Genomic DNA, 18,404 nt, shown 5'->3' on the forward strand with positions numbered 1-18,404 from the left:
CAGCCCTGACGTCGGGGGGTGAGCGTCAGGACTGCCGGGGTTCAACGGCCTGTGAATGGGCTCGGATCACGAAGGCCGGGAGGCGGCCGGCGGATCAGGGGTTGAGGCCCTTGTCGCGCAGCCAGGCCATCGGGTCGATGCCCGTACCGTCGGGGGTGTGGACCTCCAGGTGGAGGTGCGGGCCCGTGACATTGCCGGTCGCACCGACCCGGCCGATGGTCTCACCGGTGGTGACCTTCTGGCCGACACTGACGCCGATCGAGGACTGGTGGCAGAACCACAGCTCCGTACCGTCCTCGAGCTCCAGCACCGTGCGGTAGCCGTACGAACCGGACCAGCCTGCCGACTTGATGGTGCCGCCGTGTACGGCCTTGATCGGGGTGCCGGTCGGCGCCGCGAAGTCGAGGCCGGTGTGGTAGCCGGAGGACCACATCGAGCCGGCCTGGCCGAAGGTCGAGGTGATCGTGTACGAGGAGGTCGGGATGGCGTAGCTGGCGGCGAGCTTGGCGAGCCGCAGGGCCTCTGCCTTCGCCTTGGCTTCCTCCTCCGCCTTCTTCTTCTCGGCGGCGGCCTTGGCCTCGGCCGCGTCCTGCTGCTTCTTGGCCTCGGCGGCGGCCTTCTCCGCGGCCGCCTTCTCCTGGGCCGCCTTGGCCTCGGCGTCGGCGGCGTCCTGCTGCTGCTCGGCCTGCTGGAGGATGCGGGCGCGGAGTGCCTCGCCCGCGTCCGCCGTGCCCTGCTCGGCCTCGGCGGTGGTGAGGCCGGCGGTGGTGAGCGGGGCGGCAGCGACGGCGGCGGCCTTGTCGGCATCGGACTCGCCGGAGAACAGGGAGCCCACGCCGGGAAGGGACTTGGCGTCGGGGAGGTTGTCCGAGATGGAGTCGGGAAGGGAGATGGAGACCGGCGGCTTGCTCTGCGCGGTGGCCATGCCGCCCGCGCCGACTGCCGCGATGACACCGACCCCGAGCACCGTGGAGCTACGGGCAAGTCCGTTGCGCTGCTTGGCGACGCGATGCTTGCCGCGTACGGGGCGGACGGACTCCTCGGTGGGGTTCCACTCGTCCCAGCTTCTGTCGGGCTCGCCGTTGACGTCGGCGCGGAATTCGCTGCCGAACTCACCGGCGAAGTCGCCGCCCGTCTCGGCGCCGAACGCCGTTCCCGTCCCGGTGGTTCCGTAGTCGGAGCCGAAATCGGATCCGAAGTCGGCACCGAAGTCGGAACTGAACTCGGGGTTGAACCGAGAGGGGGCCTCGGGGGCAGGCTTGTTGGACGCCACGGGGGCGCACTCCTTTCCTTCCTTCTCGCCTACCGGGTTAGCTGACGGGTTCGGAGCAGGAAGGTCTCCTACGGGCCCCTCTGCCTCTCACGAGACACAGGTGTCCGATTCACCCCATGTAGGTGGTTCCCCGGTTCCCTTGCGGAATTCGGCGCTCGCGCACGGTGCCGCCACTGACGACGGCTGGGACGACCGCGCTGCGTTATCGAACGTTAATAGACACACGGGTCTGATTCCAAGCTGTTCCCACTGATCGTTCAGGTCTTTGGCCTGGACTTTACGGGACACAACCGGGTGGAATCGGACGAGTTGATCGACCCTCAGCCATTACCCGGTTTCTGACGTTGCGTCAAATGTTATGCGGAGCGACGCCTTTCGGTTACGTACGGTGGCATCCCGGACCGAGGCCGCGCCCCAGGCCGCGCGAGACACTCGACCCGCGCGAGACACCCGACCCGCACGAAGCACCCGATCCACACGAAGCACCCGCCCCACCCGTCACGTCGTTTCCTGGCCCACGATCTTCACGGTCCTGCGCCGGTCCGGCTGCCCCTCTGCGGGACGTACGACCGCGAGCAGCGCCATGTCGTCGGTCGTCTCACCGCCCGTGTGCAGCCGCACGTCATCGGTCAGCGCGGACAGCAGCTCCTCGGGCCCCGGAAAGATCCGCCCGCGCAACCGGGCCGCCGGGTCGTAGAAGACCCCGTCCGAGTTCCGCGCCTCGGAGAGACCGTCGGTGTACAGGAGCAGAGTCGTCCCCGCCGGCAGATCCCACTCGTCCGCCCGGTCGGGCCACACCCCCAGGTCCATCCCGAGCGGCAGCGCCGGCACCGTGGACCCCAGCACCTCCACCGCCCCGTCCGGGTGCAGCAGGATCGGCTCGGGGTGACCGCGGTTGACGATCCGCACCCGGGACACCCCGGACGGGATCTCGGCCAGTACGGCCGTGATGAAGCCCTCGACCGCGTCCAGCCCGCCCCTCGCCCCCTCCCGCGCCAGCGCCCGCTCCAGCCGCTGCGCCACGCCCTCCAGCGAACGCTCCTGCTCGGCCGCCTCCCGGAACGCCCCGATGACCACCGCCACCGACTCCACGGCGTCGAGCCCCTTCCCCCGTACGTCCCCGACCACCAGACGCACCCCCTGCGGGGTGTCCGCCACGGCGAACAGATCTCCGCCGACGAACTCGTCAGCCTGCGCCGCCTCGTACCGCGCCGCCACATGCAGCCCGCCGATCCGGTCGGACGGCTTCGGCAGCACCGCCCGCATGGCGGTCTCCGCGATGACCCGCGCGGAGGCCAGTTGCTCATTGCCGCGCCGTACGACCGTGTTGATCACGACCGCGAGGACCGAGACGGTGGCCAGGGTGAGCAGCTCGATCAACGGCACGACCAACGGCAACGGGTTGCTGTACAGCCGCAGCACGGTGACGGCCAGCATCGAGGCGATGCCGGTACAGATGGTGCTGGGCAGCGAGAAGAACGGCGCGGCGATCAGCGGGGCCGCCACGAACAGCGGAATGGCAGTGAAGACCGGCGGGGTGAAGAGATCGAACACCAGCCCGCCGAGGATCATCAGGGCGGGCAGCATGCGGACGAACCGCCGGGAACGGGTGCCACCCTCGGCATGTCTGCCGCGCCGCTTCAGCCGCTTCCACACCTGTGGTCTCCTGCCCGGTACGCGCGCGGCTGCGGACGGTACCGCGCCCCACCCCCAGGCTCGCCGGAGCGGAGCCGTGCGGCGACTCCTCATCGACCAATGGGGGTACATACGTGGTACAGGTCACACACCGCCCGGACCTGCTCCTTCATGGGCCCGCAGGCCGGCCGTCCCACGTCCCGGAACGCGACGCGAAATGAATCAGGCCCGGCACGCTGCATGCGTGCCGGGCCTGATTCTTCAGTAGCGGGGACAGGATTTGAACCTGCGACCTCTGGGTTATGAGCCCAGCGAGCTACCGAGCTGCTCCACCCCGCGTCGGTAAACACAACTCTACGGCATGTTCGGCGCGCGAATGACCACTCGGCGAATCATGGCCACTCGGCGCCCGGTCCGTGCCCCCCGACGTGGTGACGCCGAACCGCGTGGCCCCGCCCCCTCAGTGCGTCTCGGTGATGCGAGGAGTGGCTTTCCCGTCGACCGCCGGGGGCTTCATCGGCTTCGCGCCGCGCTGCAGCGAGTGAAGGATCGCCAGCCCCTGGCCGACCACGCCCGCCGCCATCTCATTGACACCGTTGGTGCCGTTGAGAACGGTGAGGTCGGCCCCCGACATGCCGCGGGCGGCCGCGTCGGCCAGGGCGGGCAGGTTCTCCACGATGCGGTTGGCCGCGATGAGCTCCTGGTTGCCGTCGCGCAGCGAGGTGGCGCGCACGCTGTTGGCGTCGGCCTGCGCCTGGGCGAGGGTCCGTTCGGTGTACGCGCTGCCGTCGGCCTCGAACTTCACCCGGTCACGGGCCGCTTCCGCGAGAGTGCGCTGCCGGTACGCCTCGGCATCCGCCGGCCGCCGGACCTCCGCCTCGAGCCGTTGCGCGGCGAGAGCGGCCTGCCGCTCCGCCAGCGATGTCTGCTCCTCGATGACCTCCTGCGAGGCCCTGGCCTGGGCGAGCGGTCCGGCCTGCGCGGCGCGGGCGTTGTACTGCTCGGTCTCGGCGAGGAAGCCGGCCCGCTTGATCGCGGTGTCACGCTCGTACTCCGCCTTGAGCGCGGCGGCCTGCTGCTCGCGCTGGCTGGCTTCCTGGTCGGCCCTGGCCTCGGCGATCCGGGCCTGGCTGGCGACCGCGGCGGCGTGCGGGGCGGCGAGGTTGTTGATGTAGCCGGTGGCGTCGTCGATCTCCTGGATCTGGAGGGCATCCACCACGATGCCGAGCTTCTCCATCTCGCCGTGGCTGCCCGCGATGACCTCCTGGGAGACCCGGTTGCGCTCGCGGATGATCTGCTCCACGGTCAGTCCGCCGACGATGGAACGCAGGTGGCCTGCGAAGATCCGGCCGACGAGCTCCTCCATCTGTTCCTGCTCGGTCAGGAAGCGGCGCGCCGCGTTGGCGATGGACACGGCGTCGTCGCCGACCTTGAAGACGGCAACGGCCCGGACGTTGAGGCGGATGCCCTGCTGCGTCACGCAGTCCTCGGTGATCTCCGCCTCGCGCAGCGCCAGGGAGAGCATGCGCGCCTTCTGCTTCACGGGGAGCACGAAACTGCCGTGTCCGGTGACGATCCGGAACTGGGTGTCCAGCTTCTGCCCCTTGGAACCGGATATGAGCATCGCCTCGTTGGGGGCGGGAACGTGCCAGAAGAACATCGGAAGACTCCTGCCGTACGTAACTGCACGACCTGCCTACGTCACTGCCACTGCTCGGCGCAGACACCTCACTGCTCGGCGTAGTGACGTCATTGCTTCGGCTCAGGACGGCAGTCGTTCCACGATCACGCCCCGCGCCGAGACCGAGTCGACGACAACGACGCGTACGTCCCTGTCGATCGACGTCGCCGACCATGCGGTGTAGGCCTCCGACCCACCCCGTACGGCCACCAGCACTTCGCCCGGACCATCGGCGGGAATCGGCACAGTGACGCGCCCGAGCGCCCCGACCGGGCTCCGGGCGGACTCATCCGCCGTGTGCATGCGCCCTCGCGAGTGTCCCTGCGTACGCCTGCTCACACCACCGCTCACGCCGCTGCCCACGCCGTTTCTCACGCCGCTCCATGAACACGAGGCGACCCCGCCTCCTGGAGGCTTGAGCCTCCCTCGACACTTCCACGGTACTCCGGGCCCGCCCCGGAGGATCGCTCCGAAGGACGGCCCCGAACGACAACGAGCGAGGGTAGTTATGTGGTGATATGACTGTTTTACCATTCAGCCAGTCGACGCGATGGACTCGCGGTGATCAGGGAGCCGACAGTGGACGATTACCCCCTGCTCAACCTCTTCTGGACCATGCTCTGGTTCTTCCTCTGGATCATGTGGCTGTTCCTGCTCTTCAAGGTCGTCTCGGACATCTTCCGCAGCGACGACCTCGGCGGCTGGGGCAAGGCCGGCTGGCTGATCGTGGCCCTGCTGCTGCCGTACCTCGGCGTCCTCGTGTACGTGATCGTGCGCGGCAAATCCATGGGGAAGCGGGACATCAAGGAGGTCCAGGAACGTGATGCGGCCTTCAAGGCGTACGTACGGGAAGCCGCAGGCACCTCGGACGCGAGCGCCCCGAAGAAGGGCGGTCACGTCGACGACCTGGCGAAACTCGCCGAACTGAAGGACCGGGGCGCCATCACGGACGAGGAGTACCAGCGGGCGAAGACGAAGCTCCTCGTCTGAGCACGTCCCCGCAGCCGTGACGCGTATGTCTCCCTCCACCCGGTTCGGCGAACTGGCACGGCTCCCGGACCGCGGGGAGGCTTGAGACATCAGCCCACGGTGGCCGCTTCCGCCCGCGGTTCTGGGGGCGCCGGAGCGCCGGCGTACATCTGCACACTCCGACGGCCCGACAGGGCGGGCCGGACGGAGTGCGGTCCCCATCTCGGCGAGCAGGGAGATGGCCGGACCATGAACGGCACCACGCCCGAAACCCTGGACGCGATGCGGAGCGCGTTGCGCGGTCCCGTCATCGGTCCGCAGGACCCGGAGTACCGAACCGCCCGCACGATCTACAACGCCATGATCGACAAACGTCCGGCGGCCGTGGTGCGGTGCAGCGACACAGCGGACGTCATGGCCGCGGTCGACTTCGTCCGGGACGAGGGTCTCGTGCTCGCGGTCCGCGGCGGCGGACACAGCGGCGCCGGCCTGTGTCTGGCGGACGACGGCGTCACCATCGACCTGTCACCCATGCGCTGGGCGCACATCGATCCCACCGCGCGAACGGCCACGGTCGGCGGCGGCGCCACGCTCGGCGACCTCGACCACGCAGCGCACGCCTTCCAACTGGCCACCCCCGCCGGAATCCAGTCGACCACCGGCGTCGGCGGCCTCACCCTGGGCGGCGGCCACGGCCACCTCACCCGCAGATACGGCCTGACGGCCGACAACCTGCTGGCCGCGGACGTGGTCCTGGCAGACGGCACTGCGGTGACGGCGAGCGGCACCACCCACCCCGACCTGTTCTGGGCGCTGCGCGGCGGGGGCGGCAACTTCGGCATCGTCACCTCCTTCACCTTCCGGATGCACCCGGTGGACACCGTGGGCGTCGCCATCACCCTCTGGCCGCTCGACCGGACCCCCGAGATACTGCGCTGGTACCGCGACTTCCTGCCACAGGCCCCCGAGGACCTGAACGGCTTCTTCGCCGCACTCACCGTGCCGCCCGGTCCCCCTTTCCCGGAGGAGGTCCAGGGTCAGAAGATGTGCGGTGTCGTGTGGTGCTGGACGGGCGACCCAGACCTCCTCGAAGCCACCCTGAAACCCGTGAACGACCCCGGGCCGCCCGCCTTCCACTTCACGGCGCCGATGCCCTACACCGCCCTGCAGGCCATGTTCGACGAGCTGCTCCCCACCGGCCTGCAGTGGTACTGGCGCGGCAACTTCTTCGACCGGATCACCGACGACGCGATCGCCGTCCACGCCAAGTACGCCGAGAACCTCCCCACCGACCTGTCGACCATGCACCTGTACCCGGTCGACGGCGCCGCCCACCGACCGGGCCCCGACGACACCGCCTGGGCCTACCGGGACGCGGTCTGGTCCGGGGTCATCGCGGGCATCGACCCGGACCCGGACAACGCCGAGAAGCTGAGGCAGTGGTGCGTGGACTACTGGGAGGAGCTGAACCCGCACTCCATGGGCGGTACGTACGTGAACTTCATCGGCGCGGGCGAGACCCAGGACCGGGTACGCGCCACCTACCGCGACCACTACGACCGCCTCGCGGCCATCAAGCGCACCTACGACCCGCACAACTTCTTCCACACCAACCAGAACATCGAGCCGGCGGCCTGAGCTGCCGCCCCCATCACTCGGCGTACGGCGCCGTCGGACACGGCCGTCAGCTCCTCGCGGCCGCCCTGCTCATCCCCTCCGCGACACGGACAGCCGGTTGTGAACCAGCGGCCTCATCGATCCTGTCGTCGGGGTCTCCGACATGAACGGCGAACGCGACCAGCCTTCCCTGCCCCGAGCGGGCGTAAGAGATGAACCACGCGTTCGATTCGCCCCCGTACGAACGCGCGGGCGGAGCCCATCCGGCCTTGCCGCCGATCACCGCGCCCGGCGCACCGCCACGCTCGGCCACTGCGCCGGATACCGATGTCTCCAGCGCCGACTGCAGCTGCTCGGCCGTCCTCCGACCGATGATCCGCCCGGTGTGCGCGCCGGCAGCACTCCTCGGCTTCTCCACACTCCCGTCGGCACGGACCACCTTCGCGACCAGTTGGGGGTCGACGCGCTTCCCGCCGTTGGCGATCACGGCCATGACCCTGGCCATCTGGACCGGCGTGGCAGTGACTCCACCTCCTCCGGTACCGGTGAGCGCCGCCTCCGTTTCGCTGACATCACCCTCGGGACAACTGCTTCTCCCCACACGTACGGGGACGAGCAACCCGTCATCGTTGAAGCCGAAGGCTTCCGCCGTCGACGCGAGACGGGACTGCCCCACCTCAACAGCCATGGCCGCGAAGACATTGCGGCACGAGTACCGCAGAGCCGTCCGGATGGAGGCGTTTGGGCAATGGGCGGGATCGCTCGGCAGCTCCGTGCTGCTTCCGGGCAAGGTGTACGGGAGCGGGCTGCGGGTGTTCTCGTCCACCGACGCGTATACACCCCGCTCAAGGGCGGCGGCCGCCACGACGACCTCGAACGTCTCGTCCGGCGCCACGGCCTCGTGAAGTGCCCGGTTGAGCAACGGCTTGCCCTTGCCGCCCGTCAGCTTCTTCCACGCCTCGGCGTCCGCCGTTGCGTTGCCGGCGAACGACGACGGATCGTACGAGGGCGCACTCACCAGAGCCAGAATGTGCCCGTTCTCTGCGTCCATGGCGACAGCGGCACCCTGGTGGCCCCTCAGCCCATCGCCGGCCGCCTTCTGCACACCCGGATCGATGGTGGTCATCACATCGCCGGAACCTGACCCGCCGTCAACGAGACCGGCCGTCAGCACATCGTCGTAGACCCCTTCGAGCCCCGCACGCGCGAAGGCCATGGACCGGTATCCGGTAACGGCCGCGTACAGCCCACCGTCCACGTACGTGCGCCGGTACGGGATCTTCGCGTTCCCGGACGGCTTCGACCCGGTGACGGCCCGCCCGTCGACAAAGATGTCGCCCAGCCCCTCGTGCCCCGTACTCATCGGCGACGACGGCGAGGGCTTCCCTCCGGCGGATCCACGAACGGGTTCCGTCCCTGCCGAGCAGCCCCAGACAGGAACGATGAGCAGCGTGAGAAGGGCGGCGCGGGCGGCAAGGCGCCTGTTTGGCGAGGACATGATGATCACTCTGCCAGCTCACGGAGAGCACCGGGCCGACCGGACCGGAACGCCCGTTCTCTGTGGGCGGCGTGACCTTCGGGCGGGAGTGTCACACCGTCTACATTGCTGTAGACGGTCTACGTTGCGTAGACGTGGGGATGCGGCGAGAAGCCGGCGCACCGGTGCGAATGGGGCGCCTGATGCCGTTCACCGCTGTCCCACGACAACCGGTCGCCCATTGCCCACGCAGTGAAGCACCGAACGGTCGACCAGGAGTGCGCCTTGGAACAGTCGGAATTCCTCACCGCGGTGGATGTCACCAGTGAGCGCCGGTACGTGATGAAGAAGCTCCCCGAGGTCACTCTGACCTTCTGGATCATGAAGATCGCCGCCACCACCCTCGGCGAGACGGCGGGAGATCTCTTCTCCCAGACGCTGCGAGTGGGCTACTTCCTCACCACGGTCGCACTGTTCCTGGTGTTCGTATTGACGCTGGTGGTGCAGCTGCGGTCCAAGCGCTACAACCCGTTCTTCTACTGGACGGTCATCCTGTCCACGAGCATGGCCGGCACCACGATGTCGGACTTCATGAACCGTGACGCCAGTACCGAGTACCTCGCGGCGGGCACGACCTCACTGGGCTGGGGCCCACAGGGCCTGGGCATGGGATACCCCGCGGGTGCCGCGATCCTGGTCTCCCTGCTGACCGCCATCTTCATCGTCTGGAGGCTCACCGGACAGACCTTCGCCATCCGCGACATCGTCACCTTCCGCGGTGAGGCCCTTTTCTGGTCCGCGATCCTGGTGTCGAACACACTGGGCACATCCATGGGCGACTTCCTCTCCGACAGCTCCGGCCTCGGCTACGCAGGCGGCGCCCTGCTCGTCGCAGCGCTCCTGGCCGTACTCGCCGCCCTGATGCGCGTGCCGGCCGTCCCCAATGTCGCGCTGTTCTGGATCGCCTTCGTCCTCACCCGCCCCCTGGGCGCCACCGCCGGTGACTTCCTCACCAAGCCTGCCGCCAAGGGTGGCCTCGATCTCGGCACACCGGGCTCCTCGGCCGTACTCCTGGTCGCCCTTCTCGGCCTGATGACCTGCGCCCACGTGCAGGAGCGCAAGAACGCCACCCAACGGGGCGAACGCGACGCCCAGCCGTCGTAACCACACGTTCCTTCGTCGTGCGCGACCGCAACGGCTCGTCCGGCACTCCGAGACGTCACTTCGTAAAGCACAGGCACCTGGAGCGTCCAAGCCCCGGGAGGTGACCTGGTGTTCGGTCTGCCCAGGGAAGCGGAACGGGGACTGGCGCAAGAACCCCCGTACGACGAAGCGCCCCGCCCGGCAGAAACCGGTCGGGGCGCTGAGCCGCAGGTCAGAGAGGTTCCCCCCTCGCCCGCCACGCGTAGGCCGTGTGGGACTCGAACCCACAACCAACGGATTAAAAGTCCGCTGCTCTGCCAATTGAGCTAACGGCCCCCGGCGAATCACCCCTGAGCATAGCCCGCCGGGGCCCGGCCGCCGATCGGGTATCGGTTGCCGGGCCCCGTCGCGAAGGAATCAGGAGGCATCAGAGGGGCTTCACCGGAGTGTCGGCGGAGCTTCCACGAGGTTCGTCGGGGGTGGTAGTGCGTTTGTGATTCGGGTTGAGGAACCAGTGACGGGCGGAGGCCAGCCACCACGTCGCGGCGAAGCCGAGGACCACCAGGACCGCGATGGGGGCGTAGTTGAACGTCTCCCAGGTGACCGGCGAGAGCTGCGGCAGCATGAAGAGCACCGTGATGATCACGACCCAGGCCACCGCGACCACGCCGATCGGACGGGACCAGCGGCCCAGGTGCCACGGGCCCGGGGTGAAGTCGTCTCCCCGGAGCAGGCGGAGCAGAGTGGGGATGACGTAGGCGATGTACAGGCCGATCACGGCGATCGAGGTCACCGCCGCGTACGCCGTGACGTTGATCAGGTACGGGAGGCCCAGGGCCAGGGCGCCGAGGGCGGCCAGCCAGACCGCGGCGACAGGGGTGCGGGTGCGGGGGCTGACCGTGTGCCAGACACGGGAGAAGGGAAGGGCCCCGTCCCGGGAGAAGGCGTAGATCATGCGGCTGTTGGCGGTCACGGACGCCATTCCGCAGAAGAGCTGCGCGCCGATCACGACCAGCAGCAGGAGCTTGCCGGTGGTGGCGCCGAGTGCGTCCAGGAGGATCTGGGCGGGCGGGGCGCCGGTCGGGGAGTCCAGCGCCCCGTCGTACGACTGGATGGCGAACGTGAAGCCGAGGAGAAGGACGAAGCCCGCGATCCACGAGGTCCAGATCGACTGGACGATGCCGCGCGGGCCTGCTGTGGCCGCGTCGTGCGTCTCCTCCGTCATATGGGCGGAGGCGTCGTAGCCGGTGAAGGTGTACTGGGCCATCAGCAGGCCGATCAACACGACGTAGAAGCCGCTGCCCCAGCCGGTGTTGTTCACGAACTCGGTGAAGACGAAGGACGCCGACTGGTGCTTGTCCGGTACGAAGGTGAGGGCGCCGACGATGACGGCGACCCCGAGGACGTGCCACCACACGCTCACGCTGTTCAGGATCGCGACGATCCGCACCCCGAAGGTGTTGAGCAGGCCGTGCAGCAGCAGGATCGCTGCGAAGAGCAGGATCGTACGGGCGGGAGTGACCTCGAAGGCGAACTGGAGGTTCAGATACGCGCCCAGGAAGGACGCCGCCCCGAAGTCGATCCCGGCCGTGACGGCGACCTGGCCGAGGACGTTGAACCAGCCCGTGAACCAGGCCCAGGCCGCCGCCGAGCGCGGCGGGGCCAGCCGGTGGGCCCAGAAGTAGAGGCCGGCGGAGGTCGGGTACGCCGAACAGATCTCGGCCATCGCCAGGCCGACGAACAGCGTCATCAGGCCGACGCCGACCCAGCCCCAGGTGATGACGGCGGGCCCGCCCGTGTTCATGCCGAAGAGGTAGAGCGTGAGACAGCCGGAGAGCACCGAGATGATTGTGAACGAGACGGCGTAGTTGGCGAAGGCGGACATCCGGCGGGCGAGAACCTGGGTGTATCCGAGTTCGGCGAGCCTCGCTTCATCGGATCCCGATGAACTCGCCGGTGGCACTGGGGAGTTGATTGTCATGCCCCGAGCGATTCCCCCACTGGGGGCATGACATGTGCCGGATCCTGTCCCAGATACGACGCCCCGCGCCGGGTACCCGGCCGCGTACCCGGAAAATGCCCTGGTACGTCTGCCGGCCGGTGGCGATCCGCGTACGCGTCAATGCCGAGTCGGGCCCCACCGATGCGTGCCCCCAGGCAAGTTGTCGGCTGTCAGCAGTCGTTGCCCATGCAGTGGAAGCGAAAAGAAAAGCGGGCCCACTCATAAAGAGCGGGCCCGCCTTCGGAGAACCTCAGCAGACCTTCAGCAGGTCTGCTTCACGGCGTTCAGCCGTTGCGCTTCCAGCGCGGCTTGTCGTCGCGGCGGCCGAAGGAACCGGTGTTGGTGCCGGTGCCACGGTGGTCGTCGCGGCGGCCGGTCGGACGGTCGCTGCCACCGGAACGGAAGCCGCCGGAGGGACGGTCGTCACGACGGTCGCGGTTGAACGGACGGTCGCTGCCACCGGAACGGAAGCCGGCCGAGGGGCGGTCGTCACGACGGTCGCGGTTGAACGACGGGCGGTCGTTGTCGCGGCGGTCGAAGGAACGGCCACCACGGTCGTCACGACGGTCGTTGGAGCGGAAGCCGCCCGACGGACGGTCGTCACGACGGTCGCGGTTGAACGACGGACGGTCGTTGTCGCGGCGGAAGCCACCCGACGGACGGTCGTCACGACGCTGGAAACCACCACGGTCGCCACCACGGTCACCACCGCGGTCGTCACGACGGTCGTTGCCACCGCGGTAGCCACCACGGTCGCCGCCGCGGCTGTCCCGACGGTCGAAGTTGCCTCGGTCGTCGCGACGGTCGTCACGGGCGGCGGGCTGCTCCGGCACGGAGACGGCGGCCTCGATCGCGGCCTCCGCCTCGGCGGCGGCCTCGGCCACCGCGGCCTCGGGGTCGTCGCCCCGCTCGCGCGCGGCACGGGCGACCAGGCGGTCGGCCTCCTCGCGCAGCTCACCGGCGCGGCGCTGGACGCGCTCCAGCTGCTTGGTCAGGTCGGCGACCTCGCGCTCCGCCTGCTTGGCGGCGTTGTTCGCGGAGTCGGCCTGGACCTCGGTCAGCGAACGGGCGCCGGTGATCTCGGCGACCTCCGGGTCGAAGGCACCCGCGCCGCCCACGATGTGACGCGAGGCGTCGACGCCCGCGTCCTCCATGAGGCGGAAGATCTGGCGGCGCTGGTGCGGCAGCGCCAGCGAGACGACGACACCGGACTTGCCGGCACGGGCGGTACGGCCCGAACGGTGCAGGTAGTCCTTGTGGTCACCGGCCGGGTCCACGTTCAGCACCAGGTCGATGCCGTCGACGTGGATACCGCGGGCGGCGACGTCGGTCGCGACGAGCGCGTTGACGTAACCGTCCTTGAAGTCGGCGAGCACGCGGGTACGGGCACCCTGCGTCATGCCGCCGTGGAGTGCGTCCGCCTTGACGCCAGCCTCGACGAGCTGCTCGGCGATGCGGTCGGCGCCCAGCTGGGTGCGGACGAAGATGATGGTGCGGCCCTTGCGGGCGGCGATGGCGGAGGTGACCGGCGCCTTGTCCTTCGGCTTCACGACGAGGACGTGGTGCGTCATGGTCGTGACGTTGCCCTGGGCGCTGTCGACCTCGTGGCTCACCGGGTTGTTCAGGTAGCGCTTGACCAGTGTGCCGATCTCGTTCTCCATCGTGGCGGAGAAGAGCATGCGCTGACCGCCGACCGGAACCTGGTCGAGCAGCTCGGTGACCTCGGGCAGGAAGCCCAGGTCGGACATCTGGTCGGCCTCGTCGAGGACGGCGACCTGGACGTTCTCCAGGGAGCAGGCGCCCCGGTTGATGATGTCGCGCAGCCGGCCCGGGGTGGCGACGAGGACGTCGACACCGCGCTCCAGCGCGTAGATCTGGTTGCCCATCGACGTACCGCCGCAGACGACCTTCATCTTCAGACCGAGCACATCGCCGTACGGCTGAAGCGCGTCCGCGACCTGCATTGCGAGCTCACGGGTCGGAGTGAGGATGACCGCGCGGGGCTTCTTCTTCTCGGTGTGGCCGCCGGCCAGCGAGGCCAGGGTCGGCAGACCGAAGGAGAGGGTCTTGCCGGAGCCGGTACGGCCACGGCCCAGGATGTCCTTGCCTGCCAGGGCGTCCGGAATGGTCGCGGCCTGGATCGGGAAGGGCGCGGTCACACCGTTCTGCGCGAGCTTGCGGACGATGCCCTCGGGCAGGCCCAGGTCGCCGAAGGTGACGGTCGGCTCGGCGTCCGCGTCGTCATCCGCGTCGACGGCGGAGTCGGTGTCGGCCTGCTCGGCCTGGATGGCGTCTGCCTCGATGGAGTCGGCGGACTCGGCTACGACGGCCTGTGCGGCCTCGACGAGCTCGTCGTTCTCGATGTTCTCGGGCATGACGGTGTAGTCAGAACTGGAAATTGACATGCGAAATGCGAAACCTTCCGGAGTCTCGGCACGCGCCCGTAACTCCGTGATTCGCAATTTCGACCGCCTCAATGCGGTCCAGCCACGGCAAGGGAGAGTACGCGCCACACGGCGCGCTTCTGTTTCGGCGCCGGGCAATGGGATCAAACGATCTACCACCATACGCACTCCCCCCCACATTGCGCAAACCGCCCTCCCTCACCCCCCTGCTACACCGGCCCCACCTGCGGCGAGACATCCGGTGTCCGCAGCACCGACGGCTCCCTGAGCGCACTCATCGCATCGTGGCGGAGCTGAGCCGCCGACGAGGCGGACGACTGCGGCGCCGGCTCCGAGGGCTCCGGCTCCGGGGAGGCGGGCGGCTCGGGGCTGGCCGGCTGGGACGGCGGCGGGGATTCGGGCTGCTGCGGCACCCCGGGCCCCGGCTGCGAGACCGAGGGCACCGGCAGCCCGCCATCTCCCGTCGGCCCCGGACCACCCGGCTTCGCGCCGGGGCGTACGCCGCCGGGCGAGCCCGAAGGGCCGGCGGAGCCGCTCGGCTCCGCCGATTCGGCCGCCTCCCGTTCGGAATGGGCCTCGGCACCGCCACCGCCGTGGCGGGCGCCGCCGGTGCCCGCCACGGTGGTGCCGTCCGGCCCCGCCGTGCTCCCCTTCGGCTCGGACGACGGCGACGGAGCCGGTTTCCCTCCGTCGTCGCCGACGCTCATACAGCCTGTGGACGCGGCGACCGTCACTGCGATGACGGCCGCCCATCGGACGGGGGCGGACAACTGGCGCACGGGAGGCACCTCCGGGGTACGAAAAAGGGGCGGAGCGTTACGGGAAAAAGCGGGGGCGTCGTGCCCAACTCCCGTTGCCCCGCAGGGGACACGCCCCGCGCCCGGCCCGCACACCTCCCGCACGCCTCCTGCGCGCCACCCGCACGGCGCTCGCGCGCTCATCCGTAACCGAGCGCGTGCAGCCTCTCGTCATCGATGCCGAAGTGATGGGCGATCTCATGGACGACCGTGATCTCGGTCTCGGCGACGACGTCCTCGCGCGACTCGCACATCCGCAGCGTCGGCCCGCGGTAGATGGTGATCCGGTCCGGCAGCACCCCCGCGTACCACTCACCGCGATCGGTCAGTGGCGTCCCCTCGTAGAGCCCGAGCAGCTCCGGATCGCCCGGGTCGGGTTCGTCCTCGACGAACACCGCGACGTTGTCCATCAGCCGCGTCAGCTCCGGCGGGATCCGGTCCAGCGCCTCGGCGACCAGTTCTTCGAACTCTTCGCGCGTCATCTCCAGCACCCCGCCATTGTCCCGTACGGCCACGCGCCGGGCCCGGTCGCCACCGCCCACAGGCCGGGCCGAGATCGCCCCGGGCGGTCCTGGCCCCACGACGGCCGAGGTCATCCGCCATCTGCCGGAGGAGAACCCGGCCGGAGCGACCCCTTCGCCTATTCGGTTTGGCTGACGCCGAAACGCCGTAGTACAGTCTCCGACGTGCCCAAGGGCGCCGGTCAGGGCTTGACCGTTCTGAGACCCTAGAGGTTGAAGGAGAAGCGGAACCTCTCGGGGGAAAGCGGAGTCACATGCTTCTCACGTCCCCTCGGGCGACAGACGCAGAAGCAGAAGCACTAGCAGTTCTGCCCTCATCGTCTAGTGGCCCAGGACGCCGCCCTTTCAAGGCGGTAGCACGGGTTCGAATCCCGTTGGGGGCACGCACCACCTTGTGCGACACTTAGTCGCACAAAAGCTTGGTCCTGTGGAGCAGTTTGGAGTGCTCGCCACCCTGTCAAGGTGGAGGCCGCGGGTTCAAATCCCGTCAGGACCGCTGCAGCCCTTATGAGCTGCGTGGCTGGGTAGCTCAGTTGGTACGAGCGATCGCCTGAAAAGCGATAGGTCGCCGGTTCGATCCCGGCCCCAGCCACCACCCGAAGGCCCCGTCCGATGGACGGGGCCTTCGCCGTGTCAGGCCTGTTCCCGGTCCGCCGAGTTCACGCCCCGGCCACGCCACGCCCGTACCGCCAGAACGAGCAGCACCACCGCGACCGCGGCCACCAGCGCCATGGCGTCCGGCACATGCTCTCCGATGCGCTGGGCCCACTGCTCGACGGCGAACGACTCGTCCACGTCCAGCAGTCCGGGCAGCGCCGTCGTCCCGTCGTACGCGAGGAACAGCGCGCCGAGGCCGATGAAGAAAAGCCCCGACAGCAGCGTCGTGGTGTGCAGCTCGAAGCGGCCGAGCCGGAAGGTGCGACCGCGCAGCCAGGCCCGTCGGCCCAGGTCGAAGCGTTCCCAGAGCAGCGCGAGCAGAAAGAGCGGGACCGCCATGCCGAGGGCGTAGACGGCGAGCAGCAGTCCGCCGTAGACCGGGCTGCCGCTGACCGCCGCCACGGTGAGGACGCTGCCGAGGATCGGGCCCGCGCAGAAACCGGCCAGTCCGTATACAGCGCCCAGTGCATAGACGGATGCGGCGGTGGTCGGGCGGATCCGGCCGCTGAGTGCGGCGATCCGGCGCGAGGCGAAGCCCAGACCCACGATCTGCGCGATGCCGAGCGCGATGATCAGCCACCCGGCGCCGAGGACGAGCGCGTCGCGGTGGCTGTAGAAGAGCCGTCCGGCGTACGAGCCCGCGGCGCCGAGCGGGACGAGGGTGGTGGCCAGACCGGCGTAGAAGATGCCGGTGCGGGCCAGGAGCCGCGAGGTGGAGTCGATGGAGTACGCGAAGAAGGCGGGCAGCAGCAGCGCGCTGCACGGGCTGACCAGGGCGAGCAGCCCGCCGAGGAAGGCCGCGAAGTAGCCGATGTCAGCCGTCATTTCGCGCTGCCCTCGGCGCCTTCGGCATCCTCGCCGCCCTTGGCGTCCTCGGTGTTGCGGGCCTTCTCGGCCGCCGCCTCGATGGCCCGGGTGAAGGTCTCCACCGACTGGGCTCCGGCAATCGGGCGGCCGTTGATCAGGAACGACGGGGTGGAGGTCGCACCGATCCCGTACCCCTGTTCCTGGTCCTTGCCCACCGCGGCGGAGGCGGCGGAGCTGTCGGCGTCACGCACGAACCGGTCGAGATCCGCGACCCCGGCCTGCTGGGCGAGCGCCTTCAGCCGGTCCTTGCCGAACCCCTGCTCCTTGGCCCCCTCGGCGTACGCGGCACGGTGGAACTGCCAGAAGCGGCCCTGCTGCCCGGCAGCCCAGGCGGCGCGGGCGGCTGCCTCGGACTCGGCGCCGAAGATCGGGAAGTTGCGCCACTCGATGCGCAGGGTGCCGTTGTCGACGTATTTCTTCACCAGGGCCGGTTCGGTGTCGCGGGCGAATTTGCCGCAGTAGCCGCACTTGAAGTCGGCGTACTCGATGAGGACGACGGGCGCGTCCACCCTGCCCTGCGCGAGCTTGTCACCGGCGTCGCGACGAGCGAGCTTCGCCAGCTCCGGATAGACGCCGGTGTCCGGGTCCGCAGTGACATCGGCGACCGACGAGGAGGAAGAGGAAGAAGCCGAGTGGTCGGGGGCGGTGGCCCGGTAGGAGACGAAGCCGAGCAGGACTGCGGCGACTACGACTCCGGCGCCGTAGATCAGCGGCTTCCTGGACGACGGCGTACGTGAGGACGTGGACTTGGGCATGCGGGACTCCGTGCTGGTGATACGGGAGGAAAGGACGGCCGGTCGGAAGAGCGGCCGTCTACACCCTCAGTACGGAGAGCTCGACCGGAGTGGGCGCGGCAGCCGCGGGGCCGCGCAGCTTTATCCGTACGGGCGGGCGGACGGGTCCCTGTCCGGTGGCGGCGGGCAGGCCCCACCCGGCGAGACCGGGCGCCTGGTCGTGTGCCGCACGGGCCCGGCCCGGCAGAGCGGGCTCGCCGTCCTCGTGCTTCCGGCTCTTGCCGCACCCCGGGGCCCCGTGCCCGTCCACCGCCGACGCGGCGACCGGGGCGGGGCCGATGGACGCGACATCCCTGCCGAGGGTGGCCGAAGCGGCTGCCCTTTCGGCGCCGGCCTCAGCAGCCGCGACCGCCGTACGTCCTGCATCACCCGCGGCAGCCGTCGCCGGACCGCAGAACAGCCCCAGCGCGACCGCGAGCACCGCCACCAGGCAGCACCACTGCGTACGGGACACGGCGACCGGCCTTTCCGGACGGGGCAACGGGTGGTCAGCTGCCGGAAATGGTACGTGCTGTGATCCCGCGCTTCCGCGCAGTGCCGACGTGGTGACCCGGACCGCACGAAAT

General features: G+C 69.5%; 15 protein-coding genes, 5 tRNA genes and 1 riboswitch. Of the genes, 6 read left to right on the plus strand and 14 right to left on the minus strand.

Features of this window, described 5'->3' with window-relative positions; translation table 11 throughout:
- Window positions 1–94: 94 nt before the first annotated feature.
- The 5 genes from ACFVYE_RS23065 to ACFVYE_RS23085 form a co-directional block, all read right to left on the minus strand.
- The gene (locus tag ACFVYE_RS23065) at window positions 95–1,273 is read right to left on the minus strand and encodes a M23 family metallopeptidase (protein WP_383972583.1); all 1,179 of its coding nucleotides are present in this window, start codon (window positions 1,271–1,273) and stop codon (window positions 95–97) included.
- A gap of 11 nt (window positions 1,274–1,284) precedes the next feature.
- Window positions 1,285–1,437, minus strand: a riboswitch (cyclic di-AMP (ydaO/yuaA leader).
- Between the two features lie 334 nt (window positions 1,438–1,771).
- Window positions 1,772–2,860 carry a PP2C family protein-serine/threonine phosphatase gene (locus ACFVYE_RS23070; protein WP_383972609.1) on the minus strand — a complete coding sequence of 363 codons (1,089 nt, stop codon included), beginning with the start codon at window positions 2,858–2,860 and terminating at the stop codon, window positions 1,772–1,774.
- A 313-nt stretch (window positions 2,861–3,173) separates the two neighbouring features.
- Window positions 3,174–3,247 (minus strand) — tRNA-Met (locus tag ACFVYE_RS23075).
- Window positions 3,248–3,368: 121 nt separating this feature from the next.
- Window positions 3,369–4,568: an SPFH domain-containing protein gene (locus ACFVYE_RS23080; protein ID WP_389607141.1), complete on the minus strand. Its 1,200-nt coding sequence runs from the start codon at window positions 4,566–4,568 to the stop codon at window positions 3,369–3,371.
- 102 nt (window positions 4,569–4,670) lie between these two features.
- A complete protein-coding gene (locus ACFVYE_RS23085) occupies window positions 4,671–4,892 on the minus strand; it encodes a hypothetical protein (RefSeq protein ID WP_383972587.1) in 222 nt (73 codons plus the stop codon).
- Window positions 4,893–5,168: 276 nt separating this feature from the next.
- On the opposite strand from ACFVYE_RS23085, the gene ACFVYE_RS23090 reads away from it, so the two are divergent.
- Together ACFVYE_RS23090 and ACFVYE_RS23095 are read left to right on the plus strand one after the other, a co-directional pair.
- A complete protein-coding gene (locus ACFVYE_RS23090) occupies window positions 5,169–5,579 on the plus strand; it encodes an SHOCT domain-containing protein (protein ID WP_383972589.1) in 411 nt (136 codons plus the stop codon).
- Window positions 5,580–5,807: 228 nt separating this feature from the next.
- Window positions 5,808–7,196: an FAD-binding oxidoreductase gene (locus tag ACFVYE_RS23095; protein ID WP_383972591.1), complete on the plus strand. Its 1,389-nt coding sequence runs from the start codon at window positions 5,808–5,810 to the stop codon at window positions 7,194–7,196.
- 46 nt (window positions 7,197–7,242) lie between these two features.
- Here ACFVYE_RS23095 and ACFVYE_RS23100 read toward each other — a convergent pair whose 3' ends face one another.
- On the minus strand, window positions 7,243–8,538 hold the full coding sequence (locus tag ACFVYE_RS23100; protein ID WP_389607144.1) for a penicillin-binding transpeptidase domain-containing protein: 1,296 nt from the start codon (window positions 8,536–8,538) through the stop codon (window positions 7,243–7,245).
- 399 nt (window positions 8,539–8,937) lie between these two features.
- On the opposite strand from ACFVYE_RS23100, the gene ACFVYE_RS23105 reads away from it, so the two are divergent.
- Window positions 8,938–9,816 (plus strand): hypothetical protein, encoded by an 879-nt coding sequence (locus ACFVYE_RS23105; protein ID WP_389607146.1) that lies wholly within the window; start codon window positions 8,938–8,940, stop codon window positions 9,814–9,816.
- A gap of 242 nt (window positions 9,817–10,058) precedes the next feature.
- Here ACFVYE_RS23105 and ACFVYE_RS23110 read toward each other — a convergent pair.
- The 5 genes from ACFVYE_RS23110 to ACFVYE_RS23130 form a co-directional block, all read right to left on the minus strand.
- Window positions 10,059–10,131: transfer RNA gene (locus tag ACFVYE_RS23110), tRNA-Lys, on the minus strand.
- Window positions 10,132–10,222: 91 nt separating this feature from the next.
- Window positions 10,223–11,776, minus strand: coding sequence for an amino acid permease (locus ACFVYE_RS23115; RefSeq protein ID WP_383972597.1), 1,554 nt, complete (start codon window positions 11,774–11,776; stop codon window positions 10,223–10,225).
- A 305-nt stretch (window positions 11,777–12,081) separates the two neighbouring features.
- Window positions 12,082–14,202, minus strand: coding sequence for a DEAD/DEAH box helicase (locus tag ACFVYE_RS23120; protein ID WP_383972598.1), 2,121 nt, complete (start codon window positions 14,200–14,202; stop codon window positions 12,082–12,084).
- A 209-nt stretch (window positions 14,203–14,411) separates the two neighbouring features.
- Window positions 14,412–14,981, minus strand: coding sequence for a hypothetical protein (locus ACFVYE_RS23125; RefSeq protein WP_389607149.1), 570 nt, complete (start codon window positions 14,979–14,981; stop codon window positions 14,412–14,414).
- Between the two features lie 158 nt (window positions 14,982–15,139).
- Window positions 15,140–15,490 carry a metallopeptidase family protein gene (locus ACFVYE_RS23130; protein ID WP_030929660.1) on the minus strand — a complete coding sequence of 117 codons (351 nt, stop codon included), beginning with the start codon at window positions 15,488–15,490 and terminating at the stop codon, window positions 15,140–15,142.
- Window positions 15,491–15,830: 340 nt separating this feature from the next.
- Here ACFVYE_RS23130 and ACFVYE_RS23135 point away from each other — a divergent pair.
- The 3 genes from ACFVYE_RS23135 to ACFVYE_RS23145 all read left to right on the plus strand — a co-directional run bounded on the left by ACFVYE_RS23135 (window position 15,831) and on the right by ACFVYE_RS23145 (window position 16,115).
- Window positions 15,831–15,903, plus strand: a tRNA-Glu gene (locus tag ACFVYE_RS23135).
- A 38-nt stretch (window positions 15,904–15,941) separates the two neighbouring features.
- Window positions 15,942–16,016: transfer RNA gene (locus ACFVYE_RS23140), tRNA-Asp, on the plus strand.
- Window positions 16,017–16,038: 22 nt separating this feature from the next.
- Window positions 16,039–16,115 (plus strand) — tRNA-Phe (locus ACFVYE_RS23145).
- Between the two features lie 38 nt (window positions 16,116–16,153).
- On the opposite strand, the gene ACFVYE_RS23150 is transcribed toward ACFVYE_RS23145, so the two are convergent.
- The 3 genes from ACFVYE_RS23150 to ACFVYE_RS23160 are packed head-to-tail and all read right to left on the minus strand — an operon-like array spanning window position 16,154 to window position 18,292.
- Window positions 16,154–17,002, minus strand: coding sequence for a cytochrome c biogenesis CcdA family protein (locus tag ACFVYE_RS23150; protein WP_389607151.1), 849 nt, complete (start codon window positions 17,000–17,002; stop codon window positions 16,154–16,156).
- Window positions 16,999–17,799 carry a DsbA family protein gene (locus tag ACFVYE_RS23155; RefSeq protein WP_383972603.1) on the minus strand — a complete coding sequence of 267 codons (801 nt, stop codon included), beginning with the start codon at window positions 17,797–17,799 and terminating at the stop codon, window positions 16,999–17,001. Before ACFVYE_RS23155 ends, ACFVYE_RS23150 begins: the two co-directional genes overlap by 4 nt.
- Window positions 17,800–17,857: 58 nt before the next feature.
- On the minus strand, window positions 17,858–18,292 hold the full coding sequence (locus ACFVYE_RS23160) for a hypothetical protein (RefSeq protein ID WP_383972605.1): 435 nt from the start codon (window positions 18,290–18,292) through the stop codon (window positions 17,858–17,860).
- Window positions 18,293–18,404 lie beyond the last annotated feature (112 nt).

Origin of the sequence: Streptomyces sp. NPDC058239, from assembly GCF_042882185.1 — a bacterium.
Taxonomy (GTDB): Bacteria; Actinomycetota; Actinomycetes; order Streptomycetales; family Streptomycetaceae; genus Streptomyces.